At 59.8% G+C, this 14,826-nt stretch carries 18 protein-coding genes; 9 read left to right on the top strand and 9 right to left on the bottom strand.

All coding sequences use genetic code 11. From position 1 onward, the window contains the following. Positions 1 to 184 precede the first annotated feature (184 nt). Positions 185 to 1,063 carry a haloalkane dehalogenase gene (locus MHM86_RS00655; RefSeq protein ID WP_239194738.1) on the top strand — a complete coding sequence of 293 codons (879 nt, stop codon included), beginning with the start codon at positions 185 to 187 and terminating at the stop codon, positions 1,061 to 1,063. 97 nt (positions 1,064 to 1,160) lie between these two features. Here MHM86_RS00655 and MHM86_RS00650 read toward each other — a convergent pair whose 3' ends face one another. Then, entirely contained in the window at positions 1,161 to 1,448 is a 288-nt protein-coding gene (locus tag MHM86_RS00650) for a DUF2312 domain-containing protein (RefSeq protein ID WP_231725037.1), read from the bottom strand. A 152-nt stretch (positions 1,449 to 1,600) separates the two neighbouring features. Here MHM86_RS00650 and MHM86_RS00645 point away from each other — a divergent pair, with 152 nt between their 5' ends. After that, positions 1,601 to 1,816 carry a hypothetical protein gene (locus tag MHM86_RS00645; protein WP_239194735.1) on the top strand — a complete coding sequence of 72 codons (216 nt, stop codon included), beginning with the start codon at positions 1,601 to 1,603 and terminating at the stop codon, positions 1,814 to 1,816. A gap of 26 nt (positions 1,817 to 1,842) precedes the next feature. Here MHM86_RS00645 and MHM86_RS00640 read toward each other — a convergent pair whose 3' ends face one another. Then, positions 1,843 to 2,064, bottom strand: coding sequence for a hypothetical protein (locus tag MHM86_RS00640; RefSeq protein ID WP_239194732.1), 222 nt, complete (start codon positions 2,062 to 2,064; stop codon positions 1,843 to 1,845). Between the two features lie 164 nt (positions 2,065 to 2,228). Continuing rightward, entirely contained in the window at positions 2,229 to 2,552 is a 324-nt protein-coding gene (locus MHM86_RS00635) for a TraR/DksA family transcriptional regulator (protein ID WP_239194730.1), read from the bottom strand. 180 nt (positions 2,553 to 2,732) lie between these two features. On the opposite strand from MHM86_RS00635, the gene MHM86_RS00630 reads away from it, so the two are divergent. From MHM86_RS00630 to MHM86_RS00610, 5 genes are all read left to right on the top strand, one after another. After that, positions 2,733 to 3,596, top strand: a complete 864-nt coding sequence (locus MHM86_RS00630; RefSeq protein WP_239194727.1) for an MBL fold metallo-hydrolase — start codon at positions 2,733 to 2,735, stop codon at positions 3,594 to 3,596. Between the two features lie 121 nt (positions 3,597 to 3,717). Then, positions 3,718 to 4,155: a YeeE/YedE family protein gene (locus tag MHM86_RS00625; RefSeq protein WP_239194724.1), complete on the top strand. Its 438-nt coding sequence runs from the start codon at positions 3,718 to 3,720 to the stop codon at positions 4,153 to 4,155. Further along, the gene (locus tag MHM86_RS00620; RefSeq protein ID WP_239194721.1) at positions 4,155 to 4,586 is read left to right on the top strand and encodes a DUF6691 family protein; all 432 of its coding nucleotides are present in this window, start codon (positions 4,155 to 4,157) and stop codon (positions 4,584 to 4,586) included. The genes MHM86_RS00625 and MHM86_RS00620 overlap by 1 nt, the downstream gene beginning before the upstream one ends. 10 nt (positions 4,587 to 4,596) lie before the next feature. Further along, complete coding sequence (locus tag MHM86_RS00615) at positions 4,597 to 5,013, top strand: TIGR01244 family sulfur transferase (protein WP_239194719.1); 417 nt, start codon at positions 4,597 to 4,599, stop codon at positions 5,011 to 5,013. A 108-nt stretch (positions 5,014 to 5,121) separates the two neighbouring features. Then, the gene (locus MHM86_RS00610; RefSeq protein ID WP_239194717.1) at positions 5,122 to 5,811 is read left to right on the top strand and encodes a M48 family metallopeptidase; all 690 of its coding nucleotides are present in this window, start codon (positions 5,122 to 5,124) and stop codon (positions 5,809 to 5,811) included. Between the two features lie 49 nt (positions 5,812 to 5,860). Here MHM86_RS00610 and MHM86_RS00605 read toward each other — a convergent pair whose 3' ends face one another. The 3 genes from MHM86_RS00605 to MHM86_RS00595 are packed head-to-tail and all read right to left on the bottom strand — an operon-like array spanning position 5,861 to position 8,333. Beyond that, positions 5,861 to 6,400 carry an RSP_2648 family PIN domain-containing protein gene (locus tag MHM86_RS00605; protein ID WP_239194715.1) on the bottom strand — a complete coding sequence of 180 codons (540 nt, stop codon included), beginning with the start codon at positions 6,398 to 6,400 and terminating at the stop codon, positions 5,861 to 5,863. Positions 6,401 to 6,406: 6 nt separating this feature from the next. Further along, entirely contained in the window at positions 6,407 to 7,603 is a 1,197-nt protein-coding gene (locus MHM86_RS00600) for an RSP_2647 family RNA methyltransferase (protein ID WP_239194713.1), read from the bottom strand. 58 nt (positions 7,604 to 7,661) lie between these two features. Continuing rightward, positions 7,662 to 8,333: a DUF6778 family protein gene (locus MHM86_RS00595; protein WP_239194711.1), complete on the bottom strand. Its 672-nt coding sequence runs from the start codon at positions 8,331 to 8,333 to the stop codon at positions 7,662 to 7,664. 250 nt (positions 8,334 to 8,583) lie between these two features. On the opposite strand from MHM86_RS00595, the gene edd reads away from it, so the two are divergent. Further along, entirely contained in the window at positions 8,584 to 10,392 is a 1,809-nt protein-coding gene (gene edd, locus MHM86_RS00590) for a phosphogluconate dehydratase (RefSeq protein WP_239194709.1), read from the top strand. A gap of 18 nt (positions 10,393 to 10,410) precedes the next feature. Continuing rightward, the gene (gene eda, locus MHM86_RS00585) at positions 10,411 to 11,049 is read left to right on the top strand and encodes a bifunctional 4-hydroxy-2-oxoglutarate aldolase/2-dehydro-3-deoxy-phosphogluconate aldolase (protein WP_239194707.1); all 639 of its coding nucleotides are present in this window, start codon (positions 10,411 to 10,413) and stop codon (positions 11,047 to 11,049) included. Positions 11,050 to 11,089: 40 nt separating this feature from the next. On the opposite strand, the gene MHM86_RS00580 is transcribed toward eda, so the two are convergent. The 3 genes from MHM86_RS00580 to prfB all read right to left on the bottom strand — a co-directional run bounded on the left by MHM86_RS00580 (position 11,090) and on the right by prfB (position 14,809). Beyond that, positions 11,090 to 11,935, bottom strand: a complete 846-nt coding sequence (locus MHM86_RS00580; RefSeq protein ID WP_239194705.1) for a DUF2189 domain-containing protein — start codon at positions 11,933 to 11,935, stop codon at positions 11,090 to 11,092. Positions 11,936 to 12,068: 133 nt separating this feature from the next. Continuing rightward, positions 12,069 to 13,499 (bottom strand): amidase, encoded by a 1,431-nt coding sequence (locus MHM86_RS00575; protein WP_239194703.1) that lies wholly within the window; start codon positions 13,497 to 13,499, stop codon positions 12,069 to 12,071. A gap of 182 nt (positions 13,500 to 13,681) precedes the next feature. Then, positions 13,682 to 14,809 (bottom strand): peptide chain release factor 2, encoded by a 1,128-nt coding sequence (prfB, locus tag MHM86_RS00570; RefSeq protein ID WP_239194700.1) that lies wholly within the window; start codon positions 14,807 to 14,809, stop codon positions 13,682 to 13,684. Positions 14,810 to 14,826: the final 17 nt, after the last annotated feature.

Raw genomic sequence — 14,826 nt, 5'->3', positions numbered from 1 at the left:
TGATGACATACAGGGGCTGACGCGGTGGTGAGTATTGAAGCCCATATATTCGTAGCAATCGTCGTCTGCCTGCGCACTTGTTTTGGCTCTTTTACTCTGGAATGATCCTTCCAGCGCCTTGCCGCTTTCCACCCTGCGGTGCAGCCGGAAACGTCATGTCCAATCCATCCAAGGATGCCGCCCCATGCCTACAGATTTCCGCAACTGCAAGAAATTCGCCACCGTCCACGGCAAACAGATGGCCTATATTGAGGCCGGCACAGGCGACCCGATCGTCTTTCTTCATGGCAACCCGACCTCGTCCTACCTGTGGCGCAATGTCATGCCGCACCTGAGTGGGATGGGCCGTCTGATTGCGCCGGATCTGATTGGCATGGGGGATAGCGACAAACTGGAAAAGAGTGGGCCAGGCAGCTACACCTTCTTGCAGCATCGCGACTACCTCTACGCCCTGCTGGATCAGCTGGGCGTGCATGATAACGTGACGCTGGTTATTCACGACTGGGGCTCTGCCCTTGGGTTTCACTGGGCGCATACCTATACCGACCGCGTCAAAGGTATCGCCTTTATGGAGGGGATCGTCGCACCTGTGCCCAGCTGGGACGCCTTCCCCGCCGCAGCGCGTCCGATTTTTGAGGCCATGCGCTCCCCCGCAGGGGAAGAGATGATCCTAGAGAACAACACCTTCGTCGCGGCGATCCTGCCCGGGTCCATCCTGCGCGATCTGAGCGAGGAAGAAATGGCCGAATACCGCCGCCCCTTCCTGAACAAGGGTGAGGATCGTCGCCCCACCCTGACATGGCCGCGCCAGATCCCGATCGAGGGCACGCCAGCGGATGTGGCAGAGATTGTCGGCGCCTATTCCGCATGGCTATGCGAAACGCCACTGCCCAAACTGTTCGTGAACGCTGAACCCGGCGCACTGATCGCCGGTCCCGTACGCGACTATGTCCGCAGCTTCCCCAACCTGTCTGAAGTGACCGTGGCCGGCAGCCACTTCATCCAAGAAGACAGCCCGGATGAGATCGGCACCGCAGTGAAGGAGTGGCTGGCGGGGCTCTAGGCTACGCCTGCATGAAAGAAGAAAGCCGCCCCGCAATGGGACGGCTTTCGAGACTATGGCTGGGGGGCAAGATCAGATCTGATCAGGCCATGCAGGCTTAGACCATGCCCAGCGCTTCTTTGTACATTTCCATCACCGCTTCTTCTTCGGCGATGTCGTCCTTGTCGCGTTTGCGCAGGGCGATCAGTTTGCGCATCACCTTGGTGTCGTAGCCGCGACCTTTGGCTTCGGCCATCACCTCTTTCTGGTGATCGGCGATGTCTTTCTTTTCCATCTCCAGACGCTCGAACCGTTCGATGAACTGGCGCAGTTCGTCCGCAGTGACGCGGTAGCTGGAGTCTTTGTCTTGTTTGTAGTCTTGTTCTTCCATGGCGCTCATCTCCATTTGCTTTGCCCTTCCCTAGCGCCCCTGTGTCGCCCCCGCAAGGGGCAGCAGGGTGCAGGCGGCCCACGCCTGCGAAAATGCGCCACGTTGCCAAGGCGCATGGGATCGGCTAGGCCATCGCCAACATCTGCTGAGGGAAGGACCGCGAGAGCATGACTTGGTTAATTTGGAGTGGCGCCGCGTTGGCAGTTGCAGGGCTGTTCGGCCTGTTCTGGTGCATCCTGAAAGTGGCCGGCGCGAAAAAAGCGGGCCTTAACGATGAAGAGATGCGCGATGCGTTGAAAAAGATCGTGCCGCTCAACATGGCGGCCCTCTTGTTGTCAGTCTTTGGGCTGATGATGGTGGTGATGGGGATCTTCCTCGGCTGAGGCAGACCCCCGATCAGACAAATGCCTCAAACCGGCATATTGTCGAAATAGTCTTCGTCCAGATCATCGGCCTGCGTGGTACTGGCGGATGCTGTGCCAGCGCGCGCGCGCATCCCTGTCTCCAGCCGGATCGCCAGCGTGCGCAGATCCTGAACAAGGCTGCGGATATCGCGTGCAGGCGTCGTGGCCAGAACATCAGACAGCGGGGCATCTCCGCCTGTCAGCAGTGTGTCTACGGTGTATTTCATGTCTTCCTCCCATGAAAAGGCCAGTGCGTGCTGGCCTGTGGTGCAATCTTACCGCTCTTTTGTGCGCTGGCCAGTGTTTTCCCATATTTGCCCGGCCTGTTTGGCACAGGTGCGACGCGCCCCTCATCGCCGCGCTTTGAAAACAGGCCTGTTTGCCGCCAAGGCTAGTGGCTGGCGGCGCAGCCCGCACAAAATGGGGTGTCGGGTAACAGGTCCAGACGTTCTGTCGCCACTTCGTCACCGCAGCGCACGCAATAGCCATATTCACCCTCACGCACGCGTTTCAGGGCGGCACGGATGCGGCGGATCTCCTCCTGACCGGCGTGGCCCAGGCCTTCGCGCACCTCATCGCCTTCACGCTCCACCGCAGCTTCATCCCAATCCTTGGAATGAGGTTTGTCGAGCGAGTCTTCGATTTTGTGCAAACGACTGTCCAGTTCACCAAGACGGCAAAGCAACTGGTCACGGCGGGTTTCAAGCGGGGTCATAGCGTATGTCCTTCTTATTCGGACAAGGAGTATCTTGCCCTTTATTATTATGACGCATCCCCCGATATGACGCCTTGATACATATCAACAGCCGTCATGCAGCAAAGCAGGGCTTGAAACACATTCGCAATTTAATATATATTTTCCAACGAACAGGACCACGCATAAGGACGCCATGCCATGACACCCGCTGTCACCGCCTTTTTCGACGACGCCACCAACACCATTTCCTATGTCGTGCGCGACCCAGCCGGCACCGCAGCGGCGGTGATCGACAGTGTGCTGGATTTTGATTATGCCTCTGGCCGCACCGACACTGCCTCAGCAGATGCCGTCATCGCTTTTGTCGAACGTGAAGGGCTGGAGGTGCAGTGGCTGCTAGAAACCCACGTCCACGCCGACCACCTAAGCGCCGCCCCTTATCTACAGGAACGGCTGGGTGGCAAGATCGGTATTGGTGATCAGATCAAGATTGTGCAGGACACCTTCGGTAAAGTTTTCAACGAAGGCACCCAGTTTCAGCGCGACGGCAGCCAATTTGACAAACTGTTTGTCGAAGGCGACAGCATCCACATCGGGCAGATGCGTCTGGACGTGCTGCACACCCCCGGTCACACGCCTGCCTGTCTGACCTATGTGGTGGGCGATGCCGCCTTTGTCGGCGACACGCTGTTCATGCCTGACTTTGGCACCGCGCGCTGCGACTTCCCCGGCGGCTCGTCCCAAGTTCTCTATCAGTCGATTCAGAAGATCCTTGCCCTTCCCGACGACACTCGGATTTTCGTCGGCCACGATTACAAGGCACCGGGGCGTGAGGATTATGCGTGGGAAACCACCGTCGGCGAACAGAAGGCGCGCAACATCCACGTCGGTGCCGGCGCCGCGCAGGACGAGTTCGTCAAGATGCGCGATGAACGCGATGCGCAACTGGCGATGCCGAAACTGATCATCCCGTCGCTACAGGTGAACATGCGCGCCGGTCAGATGCCGGAGCCGGATGAACAGGGCGACGTCTTCCTGAAGGTTCCGGTGAACAAGCTGTAAGAGTCTAACGCCACTCACCCGCAGGCTCGGGGCAAATTTGCACCGACCCTGCGCGCCCTCTGTATCACATGCGAACTGTGCAGGGGCCGTAAAACAAAATAACATCCAGAAAGGAAACGCGATGTTAAGCTCACTTCCCGCAGATTGGATCTGGGGGCTGATCGGCGGTATCGTCATCGGCCTTGGCGGGGCGGTCTACCTCTTGGCCAACGGCCGCATCATGGGCGCCAGTGGCATAATCGGCGGATTGGTCGATCGCACTGGCTGGTCGTCTGGCGCAGAAAGACTGACGTTTCTGATCGGCGTCTTTGCCCTGCCGGTGCTGCTGATCCCGTTCGTGGGCACTGTTGATACCCATATCACCGACAACTGGCTGGTGATCATCGCCGCCGGTCTTTTGGTCGGCGTTGGCACCCGCATGGCCAATGGCTGCACCTCTGGTCATGGGGTTTGCGGTATCTCGCGCCTGTCGCTGCGCGGCATTGTGGCCACCGTGTTCTACATCATGGCGGGCGGCCTGACCGTCATTTTGTTCCGTCACATTCTGGGGGTGATCTGATGCGCCTGCTCTTTTCATTTATTGCCGGTGGGCTGTTTGGCACTGGCCTCTACCTATCCGGCATGACCGACACCACCAAGGTTCAGGGCTGGCTGGATATCTTTGGTGACTGGGACCCGACGCTGGCCTTTGTGATGGGGGGGGCAATCCTGCCGATGACGGTCGCGTGGTTGCTGGTTCCGGGCCGCACGCCACTGGTTGGCGGCGCTTTCCCCACCCCACCCGAGCCGAAGCTGGGCCGCAACCTCGTCCTTGGCTCTGTTATGTTTGGGGCCGGTTGGGGACTGGCTGGCCTGTGCCCTGGCCCAGCGATTGCGTCGCTGTCTTATGGTGGCTCAGGCGGCGTGATCTTTGTGCTGGCGATGGTGGCAGGCATGGCGATTGCACCGCGCGTGCGCCAAACACTGGACAGCGCGGTTCCGGCAGAATAAGGCTGAGCGCATGGATATTCGTCAAATCACCCCCCGCTATAGCGTATCGCCGCAGATCAACCCCTCCGACCTGCCCGCCATCAAGGCGGCTGGCTTTAGCAAGGTGATCTGCAACCGCCCCGATGCCGAAAACCCGCCCAGCCATCAGGCCGCAGCCATGGCCGAGGCCGCCGCGGCGGCAGGCATTGAATTTGAGGTGCTGGAGTTGACCCACCAGACCATGACACCTGAAAACGTGGCCAAACAGTTTGCAATGGTCGATGCCGCAGCCGACGGTCCGGTTCTGGCCTACTGCGCCTCTGGCACCCGCTGCACAGTTGTCTGGGCGCTCAGTCAGGCTGGCAAGGCGTCGGCAGATGACATCCTCGGCACTGCGGCCGAGGCAGGCTATATGCTGGAACAACTGCGCCCGCATCTGGAAGGCTGATGTTCGCTGACATCGCGTGACCAAGGGCGGCCTTTCGGGGCCGCTCTTTGCGTTTGTAGGGCGCACTCCGCTCTTGCCTGAAGCCCGCCCTCGCCCCATATCTGGGGTATGTTGAAATTTGCCCCGATCCTCCTTGCCATCCTCTATGCCTTGGCGATGTACCGCTTTTCCGCGTGGCGCACTGCGCGGGAACTGAACGAACAATCGACCGAGCTGATGGATCCCAAGATGCGCCTGCTGACCGATCGTATGGCCGCAGCGCTGGAGCTGGACCGCATCAAGGTGCACATCTATGAGATCGATCCGGTAAACGGTCTGGCCGCACCGGACGGACGGATTTTCATCACCCGTGGATTTTATCGCAAATTTCAGAACGGCGAGGTTACCGGCGAAGAGCTGGCCAGTGTGATCGCCCATGAGTTGGGCCATGTGGCTCTGGGCCATTCGCGCCGCCGGATGATTGATTTTTCCGGCCAGAACGCCCTGCGCACCGCCTTGGCGATGGTTTTGTCACGCTTCATCCCCGGTGTCGGCGCAATGATTGCCAACACGCTGACCACACTCCTTGCCGCCCGGCTGTCGCGCAGTGATGAATATGAGGCCGATGAATACGCCGCCGCCCTGCTGACCAAATCGGGCATTGGCACTGCAGGTCAGAAATCCCTGTTTCAGAAGCTGGAGGTGCTGACCAAAGGCGCTGGCAACGGCACCCCCGCGTGGCTGCTAAGCCATCCCAAGACCACAGAGCGGATCAAGGCGATCGAAGCGCTAGAAGCGAAATGGGGCGTTGAGGCTTAAGCGATCTTTTTCTATTTCCTTCAGAGTATTGGAAGGCGCAGATAATGTATTATCCCAGCGCTTTGCCCAGCCGAGGCAGCCGCGCCTTTTTCATCAGGGCGCGGGTTGCCCACGGCTCCCCCGACAGGCGTTCGGCGGTTTCGCGGACCTGTTCGACCACATCGGCCATAATACCCGGATGCGCCTGAGTTAAACCATGCAGGAAGCCATCAGGGTCCTGTCGCGCCAGCCCCTCTTCGGCCAGAATGTGACGCGGGAAGTCCTTGGCATTCATGGTGATCAGCAGGTCCGCAGATCCAGAGATTGCAGCGGCCAGAACATGTGTATCAGCGGGATCGGGCAGATACAGGCGATCCTCTAGCGAGGGCGGCCATGTCACCGCTGCCTTGGGCCATGCCGCGGAGAGAAGCGCGGCCTCCCCCCGCGCCTGCGCCTCACCCTCGGGGCCCAGTTTGCGCGCAGCACGCGCCCATTCCTCTAAAATCCGATCTGACCAGAGCGGCGTGAACAGCCCCGCACGTGCGGCACCAAGCAGCACCTCCCGCATCACGGTGGGGTAGATCACGCAGGTGTCCAGCAGAACCTTCATGCGCGGTCAGAGGCGGAAGAACAGCGATTTCAGGTAGCCGCTTTCTGCCAGTTGCGGCATCAGCGGGTGATCCGGCCCGGCAAAGCCCGAATGCAACAGCTGCGACGCGCGCCCCGCACGACCAAGGCCGCGCAGACAGGCGACACGGAACTTGTTCACATCTGCGGCATGGGAACAGGAACACAGGCCCAGATAGCCGCCCTGCCGCACCAATGGTGCCGCCAGACGGGCGATACGTTCATAGGCGCGCAGGCCTGCCTCCAGCGCTTGTTTGTTCGGGGCAAACGCAGGTGGGTCACAGATCACCACGTCAAAGGTTTCGCCCTCTTCCCCCAGTTTGGAGAGGGTGTCAAACGCATCGCCTTTGCGCGTGGCAAAGCGGTCGTCAAACCCTGCCGCCTTCGCACCAGCCTCAGCCAGTTCCAGCGCGGCAGCGGATCCATCCACCGCCAGCGCCGAGGCGGCGCCACCAGCAAGGGCTGCCAGAGAGAACCCGCCAACATGAGAAAACACATCCAACACCTTGGCATCGCGCGACAGGGATGCGGCAAAGGCATGGTTCGGACGCTGGTCAAAAAACAGACCAGTTTTTTGACCGCCCGTCAGGTCGGCCATATAGATCGCGCCGTTCATCGGCACCTGTACCGGCGCATCAGGGGCGGTGCCGGTGGTGGTCGCAGTGACATCATCCAGCCCCTCAAGGCTACGGGCGCGGCCCGAAGCGTTCTTGATCACGTTTTTGACGCCAGTGGTGGCGATCAGCGCCGCCTCCAGCGCGTCAAAATGCGCATCGGCCCAGGCGGCGTTTGGTTGCACCACGGCAGTTTCGCCAAAGCGGTCAATGATCACGCCCGGCAGGCCGTCGGCCTCTGCATGCACAAGGCGGTAGAATGGATCGGCGTAAAGGCGGGATCGCATATCCAGCGCCTTGCCGATACGGGTGGCAAACCACGACTGATCAATCACCGCATTTGGATTGCGGTCCAGCATACGACCGAAAATCTTTGAGTTGGGGTTCACCGCCACCAGACCCAAGGGGGTGTGATCAGACTCTTCCAATACGGCAAGAGAGCCTGCCGCCAGTTTTTTGGTGCGGCGGTCGGTTACAAGTTCATTGTCATAAACCCAAGGGAAGCCGCGGCGAATGGCGCGGGCATTGGCTTTGGGTTTAAGGCGGATCACGGAATAAGAGGGCGCTGTCATGGCGCCCTCTTACCTGTGTTTGATCTATTGCGAAAGACCTGTTGGTCCTGTGTCCTCTTCAAAGGCGCACTGCGTCCTCGCCAGCGGGGACGATGTTCACTTCCAGCCCGTTCACCAGTTCGGTGATCTGCGACTGCACCGAACCCGGCTGGGTCAGTTCCTGCTGGATCACATTGGCCAGATGGCGGGTGATGCGGACCTTTTGACCGCGGCCCTGATGCTCGGCCTGAATGGCCTTACTGCCGCCAAAACCACGCAGGTCGGCACTGATCTCACGGGGGGGCACAAGGATGGCGCCGGTTGTGGGATTGCGCACGGTCATATCAAAGGTGATCGAATGCACTCCGCCAACGGTATAACGGGTTTTTTCGGTCATACCGTGGAAGCGTTTGACGTCGATATCAACGATCACCGGCAGGGCGCCATCCACAGTATCAGCCTGAACGCGCTGCACCGAGGATTGGAAGATGCGCGCAACCTGTGCATGGCGATCGCCGATCGGTTCACCGCGCCAGACAATATCGCCAAGGGGGTAATACACGTTTGCCTCGGACACGCGCAGTTCGCGCGATACTTTGATGTTGTAGTCTGCAACGGTCACGCTTTGTGTGACAGGTGCTGCCAGTTGCGGCAGGTCAATCGGTGCGTTCCGGCTGGCGGTATCCACAGTGGCACAGGCCGAAAGGCCAAAACCAAAAGCAATCAGTGCTGCGAGTCCAAAGTTTTTCATCTGCCTACTCCTCAGGGCGTCCCCTGCCCTTTGTTGTGATTTGTCTAAAAATTGACAGGCAATTCAGGCGCAAATGGGGCACCTTCTAGACCTTCGCTGGGTGTTTTCGTATCCAGATCATGCCGACAGATTGGGCCCGTACGGGTGAGATTATTTTTCTGTATGAATGGTTGAATTGTTAACGCTAACATGACATATCTTCCGCAACGGTGCGCAGTGCCCAGACGCGCCAAGGAAGCAAGAGGATCCCATGCCCCAGCTGAACGATACCGTCGCAAGGGTCACAGACCGTATCCGTGAACGCAGCCAGCAGAGCCGCACAACCTATCTGTCACGCATGGCACAGGCGGCGGAGGAAGGCACGCGCCGTGCCCATTTGACTTGCGGCAATCAGGCCCACGCCTATGCCGCAATGGGCGATGATCAGGCGCGGCTGGCCGACGGGCGCACGCCCAACATTGGCATTGTCACCGCCTATAATGACATGCTGTCGGCGCATCAGCCCTTTGAACGCTTCCCCGATCTGATCCGCGCCACCGCGCGTGAAAACGGTGCCACCGCGCAGGTGGCAGGCGGCGTGCCTGCAATGTGCGATGGCGTCACGCAGGGACAGGTGGGAATGGAACTGTCGCTGTTTTCCCGCGACGTGATTGCGTTGGCCACCGGTGTGGCACTGAGCCACAACACTTTTGACACCGCACTCTATCTGGGCGTCTGTGACAAGATCGTGCCGGGTCTGATCATCGGTGCCGCCACCTTTGGTTATATTCCTGGTGTTTTCCTCCCTGCGGGACCGATGACGTCCGGTCTGCCGAATGATGAAAAAGCCCGCGTGCGCAAGGAATTTGCCCAAGGCAACGTGAGCCGAGATGAGCTGATGAAGGCCGAGATGGCCAGCTACCACGGCCCCGGCACCTGCACATTCTACGGCACTGCAAACTCCAACCAGATGCTAATGGAATTTATGGGGTTACACCTGCCCGGCGCTTCTTTCGTCAATCCCAACACACCGCTGCGCGATGCGCTGACTGTTGCAGGCACAGAGGCCGCCCTGGCCAATACCGCGCTGGGAAATGACTACCGTCCGGTGTCGCAGATCCTTGATGAACGGGCCTTTGTGAACGGCATTGTGGGTCTGATGGCGACGGGGGGATCCACGAACCTTGTCCTGCATTTGCCCGCGATGGCGCGGGCGGCGGGCGTTTTGTTGACGCTGGAGGATTTCGACGAACTGTCCAGCGCAACGCCCCTCTTGGCAAAGGTCTATCCAAACGGTCTGGCGGATGTGAACCACTTCCACGCCGCTGGTGGTCTGGGATATATGATCGGACAGCTGCTAGAGGCCGGGCTGCTGCATGAGGATGTGAAAACCACTGCGGGTGACGGGTTGAACCGCTATACGCAGGAACCAAAGCTGCATGACGGGCGGGTGGCCTATGAACCCGGCCCCCGTGACAGTCTGAACGCCAAGATCCTGCGCCCTGCCAGCGATCCCTTCAAGCCCTCGGGGGGGCTAAAGCAGCTGCAGGGCAATCTGGGACGCGGCATTATGAAAGTGTCGGCCGTCGCGCCTGACCTGCATGTGGTAGAGGCTAAGGCGCGGGTGTTTGAAGATCAGGCAGCGGTTAAGGCAGCGTTTCAAAAAGGTGAATTTACCGAAGACACCGTTGTTGTTGTCCGTTTCCAAGGTCCCAGCGCCAATGGCATGCCCGAACTTCACAATCTGACGCCGACCCTCGCTGTCCTCCTCGATCGCGGACTAAAAGTAGCGCTGGTCACTGACGGGCGCATGTCCGGTGCCTCCGGAAAGGTGCCCGCCGCCATTCATGTCAGCCCCGAAGCCCTGGGCGCCGGTCCGCTCAGCAGGGTGCAGGATGGCGATCTGATCCGTGTGGATGCGACGGCGGGAACCCTTGATAACCTGACCGCAGGTTTTGAGGATCGCCCTGCCCGCGCGCCGGACCTCAGTAACAATGGCCACGGCATCGGGCGCGAATTGTTCGCCCCCTTCCGCCAGTTGGTCGGTAATGCCGAAGACGGCGCAGGCGTTGTTGTCTGAATAAGAGGATCAAGAGTTATGACACCCGAAGCAGCCAGCACTTTCACCGAACACCTCTGCCGCACCGCGCCTGTGATCCCTGTTCTGGTGGTCGAGACTGCGAACTATGCCGCTGATCTGGCCCGTGCACTGGTCGCAGGTGGCCTGCCGGTGCTGGAGGTGACGCTGCGCACCCCCGCCGCATTGGATGTGATCCGCGAAATGGCCAGCGTGGATGGCGGCATCGTTGGCGCAGGCACCGTTCTGACCCGCGCCGATGCAGAGGCGGCAAAAGAGGCGGGTGCGCAATTCGCCGTCTCCCCCGGTGCGACCGATGCGCTGCTGAGCGCCTGCGAAGAGATCGGCCTGCCGCTGCTGCCCGGCGCAGCCACGTCAAGCGAAGCGATGAGGCTACTGGAACGCGGCTACCGCGTGCAGAAGTTTTTCCCGGCTGAGGCAAACGGTGGCGCACCTGCATTGAAGGCGATCGGTGCACCGCTGCCGCAGATCCTGTTCTGCCCCACCGGCGGCGTCAGCCCGGATAATGCGATGGACTACCTGTCGCTGACCAACACCGCCTGCGTGGGCGGCAGTTGGGTCGCGCCAAAGGCAATGGTGGCCGCAGGTGACTGGGCGGGGATCAGGGCGCTGGCGGCAGAGGCCGCCAAGCTGGGGTGACGATTGAGATGAACCGTAGCTGCACATTGGCGGGCAACCTTTAGCCCGCCTCCTCCGCACCGCTTTGCAGCAGGATATCATAGAGGTGCCATGTCGCATGCCCCAGAAGCGGCAGCACAATGAACAGCCCCATGAAGACTGGCAGCATTGCCACAAAAGTCAGCACCGCAACAAGCCCAGCCCAAAGGATCATCGGCAGGAAGTTTTCCTGCACCAGCTGGAACGATCCGATCATCGCAGAGACATAGTCCACCTCACGGTCCAGTAGCATCGGCAGCGACACCACCGTGATCATGAACAACAACAGCGCAAATCCGGCGCCCACCACAGTGCCCACCGCCAACATCGAAAGGCCGTTGGTGGTCAGATACACCTCAAACGAGGTGGACACATTGGTCATCGTCACCGTCCCCATAAAGACCGCAAAGATCATATGGGCCAGGAAGAACCAGAACAGAAACATAAAGATGATGATCGCGCAGATGGACGGCAGCTGGCGCTGACTCTGCAATAGGATGACGCCGAAAATACGCCTCATGCTCAGGATTTCGTTTCGTTCCAACCGGCGGCTGACCTCATAAAGCCCGACGGCGGTGAACGGCCCGATCAACGGAAAGCCTGCGGCGGCAAACACCAACCAGTAGCTGTGACCGCTCCATCGTGTGAGCCAGACCATAAAAATGCCCAGCAACACATAGACAGAGGCAAAGATCACCCCAAACACCGGCGCCCGCATAAAATCGCGCCACCCGCGCGCCAGTGCCTGCGACAGCACAGCGAAAGTGACCGCTCCGAACTCGGGCACGCCATGCTCCAGGCCGTTATTCGTGTCATCTGTGTGGTGCGCTTGGTGCGCGGCTGCGTACTGTTCTGCCGCCTCCGTCATGCAAATCCTCCCTCAACCTTGCGATAGGCTTGGTCTTTCTCCTCAAGGGTAGGTTAGCAGATGTAATGCCGTTGCCTAGCCACTTTCTCCGTCACGTCCCCAACTGGGGCCAAAACCGCGACGGAGGCGCAGATTAATGCAAACGCAGGCTATGGGCGGGGCGCGGCGGGTGTTTGCCGGGCCAGTTCGTTGCCTCATGCCAGGCTTGGGCAATTTGCAGCACCCGCAGATCCCCACGCGGCGGACCGATCAGCTGCATCCCCATCGGCAGGCCATTTTGCCCAAAGCCCGCAGGGATCGACATCGCTGGCAGGCCCAGCAGGCTGACCGGCACCACAATTTCCATCCAGCGATGATAGGTGTCCATCGCGTGCCCTGCAATTTCTGTCGGATAGCGATCGCCTACGGCAAAGGGCCAGACCTGCGCCGACGGCAGCATCAAAATATCCACCTCTGCAAACAGTTCCACCGCGCGGCGGAACCAGTCCGAGCGCACAACAGAAGCGCGATGCACCGCCATCGCGCTGAGGGCCTTGCCGCGCTCCACCTCCCATAGCGCCTCTTCTTTCAACTTCTGACGACTGGCCAGATTGGCATGAAGCGGCCCCAACATCCCCGCAATGGACCAGGACCGTAGTGTACACCAGGCGCTCCACAGCTTCGCCGCTTCAAACGGCGCGGGCATTTCAACCACCTCGCATCCCAGCTGTTCAAAGACACCCAAAGCGCTTTCGCAGGTGTCCAGAACGCCTGCCTCCATCGGGTAAGCCCCACCCCAGTCCGATAGCCAGCCGATGCGCAAGCCATTTACGTTGGTGCGGATGCGATCCAGAAACATCTGCGGCAACAGCCCGTGCGGCTGACGAATGTCCCAACCCGTCATGACCTCTAACAACGCGGCAACATCGGCGGGCGATCGCCCCATTGGGCCGTTGGTGGACAGCTGCTGTAAAAACACCTCCCCCTCTGGATCGCCGGGGACACGACCGAAACTGGGACGGAAGCCGTAGATGTTGTTCCAGGCGGCCGGATTTCGCAGGCTGCCCATCATGTCAGACCCATCCGCCACACAGACCATCCGCGACGCCAATGCCGCCGCCGCGCCGCCCGACGAACCGCCTGCAGACCGTGTCATGTCATAGGGGTTCTTCGTCGCGCCATAGACCTCGTTAAACGTGTGACTGCCCAAACCAAATTCTGGCGTATTGGTCTTGCCGATGAACAGCGCGCCCGCCCGACGCATCCGTTCGGCAAAAACACTGTCCTGACCTGCCACCTTGCCCGCCATCAAGGGCGAGCCCATGGAGGTCACGATCCCTTCGACATTGGCCAGATCCTTCACCGCCAGCGGAATACCATGCAGCCAGCCGCGCCGTTCGGTCTGATCCATTGCGCGCGCTTCATCCAACAGGCGATCGCCGTCACGCAGGGCCACAATCGCGTTCACATCACCATTGACCGCAGTGATCCGTTCCAGCGTGACCCGCATCAGCTCAACCGCGCTCAACTCCCGCCCGTCGAGGAGCGCGGACAGTTCCAACGCATCGCAATCCAGAATATCCATCACCTACTCCGACCTTCACACAACAAGGATTGCCGAAACACACAAAGCTGGCAATCCCCACAAGTAAACGACCAAAGCGCGATAATGGTTTAGCCGCCACACCTCATGCAGCCGCCAGCACAGCAAAAAGGCGGCCCCAGAAGGAACCGCCTGTCGCAAATTCTAAGTGAGCGCGAAGGCTTTTAGTCCTCTGCCTGCGCATCCGCGCGGCTTTTGCCCGATACATCCATCGCCAGTGTGGCCGCCATGAAACCATCCAGATCGCCGTCCAGCACACCTTTGGTGTCGCTTGTTTCATGGCTGGTGCGCAGGTCTTTGACCATTTGGTAGGGCTGCAAAACATAGGATCGGATCTGGTTGCCCCAGCCCGCATCCCCCTTGTTTTCATGCGCCTCGTTGATGGCAGCGTTGCGGCGGTCCAACTCTTGTTGATACAGACGCGACTTCAGTGCCTTCATCGCGATATCGCGGTTCTGGTGCTGCGATTTCTCGGATGAAGTCACAACAATACCGGTCGGGATGTGGGTGATCCGCACAGCGGAGTCGGTGGTGTTCACGTGCTGACCACCGGCACCGGACGACCGGTAGGTGTCCACGCGGATATCCGAAGGGTTCACGTCAATCTCGATGTTGTCGTCCACCACCGGATAGACCCAGACGGAGCTGAACGAGGTATGGCGCTTCGCAGCCGAGTCATAGGGCGAAATACGCACCAGACGATGGACACCGGATTCTGATTTCAGCCAACCATAAGCGTTGTGGCCGGTGATTTTGTAGGCGGCGGATTTGATGCCCGCCTCTTCACCCGCGGTCATCGACTGCAGTTCAACCTTATAGCCCTTCTTTTCGGCCCAGCGGACATACATCCGCGCCAGCATCGAGGCCCAGTCGCAGCTTTCGGTGCCGCCCGCGCCCGAGTTGATCTCGAGGAAGGTGTCGTTGCTGTCCGCTTCCCCGTTGAGGAGCGCTTCCAGCTCTTTCTCAGCGGCCCGCGCGACCAATGATTTCAGCGCGCCTTCGGCGTCTGCGATGACCTCATCATCTTCTTCCATTTCACCCAGCTCGATCAGCTCGATATTATCAGCCAGATCCTGCTGCATGTCGTCATGGGTCTTGATCGCATCCAGCAATGTCTGACGCTCGCGCATCAGCTTCTGGGCGTTTTCAGGATCATCCCACAGGGTCGGATCTTCAACGCGGGCGTTGAACTCTTCCATGCGGTATTGCGCGGTTTCATAGTCCATCCGCTGCCGCAGCAACGCCAGGGATTTCTCAATCTCGGAAACAGTGTTCTGAATTTCGGCGCGCATGGTGCAATCCTGCTTAT

It is taken from the genome of Thalassobius sp. Cn5-15, from assembly GCF_022347685.1.
GTDB lineage: Bacteria > Pseudomonadota > Alphaproteobacteria > Rhodobacterales > Rhodobacteraceae > Thalassobius.
The sequence above is the reverse complement of the archived record's forward strand: the minus strand, read 5'-3'. Positions and strand labels throughout refer to the sequence as shown.

Bases quoted from the DNA above. Each gene is read 5' to 3' on its own strand.
- MHM86_RS00640 (WP_239194732.1), bottom strand. From the start codon at position 2,064: ATGAAATACACCGTAGACACACTGCTGACAGGCGGAGATGCCCCGCTG.
- MHM86_RS00655 (WP_239194738.1), top strand. From the start codon at position 185: ATGCCTACAGATTTCCGCAACTGCAAGAAATTCGCCACCGTCCACGGC.
- edd (WP_239194709.1), top strand. From the start codon at position 8,584: ATGCCCCAGCTGAACGATACCGTCGCAAGGGTCACAGACCGTATCCGT.
- MHM86_RS00605 (WP_239194715.1), bottom strand. From the start codon at position 6,400: ATGAAGGTTCTGCTGGACACCTGCGTGATCTACCCCACCGTGATGCGG.
- MHM86_RS00650 (WP_231725037.1), bottom strand. From the start codon at position 1,448: ATGGAGATGAGCGCCATGGAAGAACAAGACTACAAACAAGACAAAGAC.
- MHM86_RS00625 (WP_239194724.1), top strand. From the start codon at position 3,718: ATGTTAAGCTCACTTCCCGCAGATTGGATCTGGGGGCTGATCGGCGGT.
- MHM86_RS00580 (WP_239194705.1), bottom strand. From the start codon at position 11,935: ATGACGGAGGCGGCAGAACAGTACGCAGCCGCGCACCAAGCGCACCAC.
- MHM86_RS00630 (WP_239194727.1), top strand. From the start codon at position 2,733: ATGACACCCGCTGTCACCGCCTTTTTCGACGACGCCACCAACACCATT.
- MHM86_RS00645 (WP_239194735.1), top strand. From the start codon at position 1,601: ATGACTTGGTTAATTTGGAGTGGCGCCGCGTTGGCAGTTGCAGGGCTG.
- prfB (WP_239194700.1), bottom strand. From the start codon at position 14,809: ATGCGCGCCGAAATTCAGAACACTGTTTCCGAGATTGAGAAATCCCTG.
- MHM86_RS00615 (WP_239194719.1), top strand. From the start codon at position 4,597: ATGGATATTCGTCAAATCACCCCCCGCTATAGCGTATCGCCGCAGATC.
- MHM86_RS00595 (WP_239194711.1), bottom strand. From the start codon at position 8,333: ATGAAAAACTTTGGACTCGCAGCACTGATTGCTTTTGGTTTTGGCCTT.
- MHM86_RS00610 (WP_239194717.1), top strand. From the start codon at position 5,122: ATGTTGAAATTTGCCCCGATCCTCCTTGCCATCCTCTATGCCTTGGCG.
- MHM86_RS00600 (WP_239194713.1), bottom strand. From the start codon at position 7,603: ATGACAGCGCCCTCTTATTCCGTGATCCGCCTTAAACCCAAAGCCAAT.
- MHM86_RS00635 (WP_239194730.1), bottom strand. From the start codon at position 2,552: ATGACCCCGCTTGAAACCCGCCGTGACCAGTTGCTTTGCCGTCTTGGT.
- eda (WP_239194707.1), top strand. From the start codon at position 10,411: ATGACACCCGAAGCAGCCAGCACTTTCACCGAACACCTCTGCCGCACC.
- MHM86_RS00620 (WP_239194721.1), top strand. From the start codon at position 4,155: ATGCGCCTGCTCTTTTCATTTATTGCCGGTGGGCTGTTTGGCACTGGC.
- MHM86_RS00575 (WP_239194703.1), bottom strand. From the start codon at position 13,499: ATGGATATTCTGGATTGCGATGCGTTGGAACTGTCCGCGCTCCTCGAC.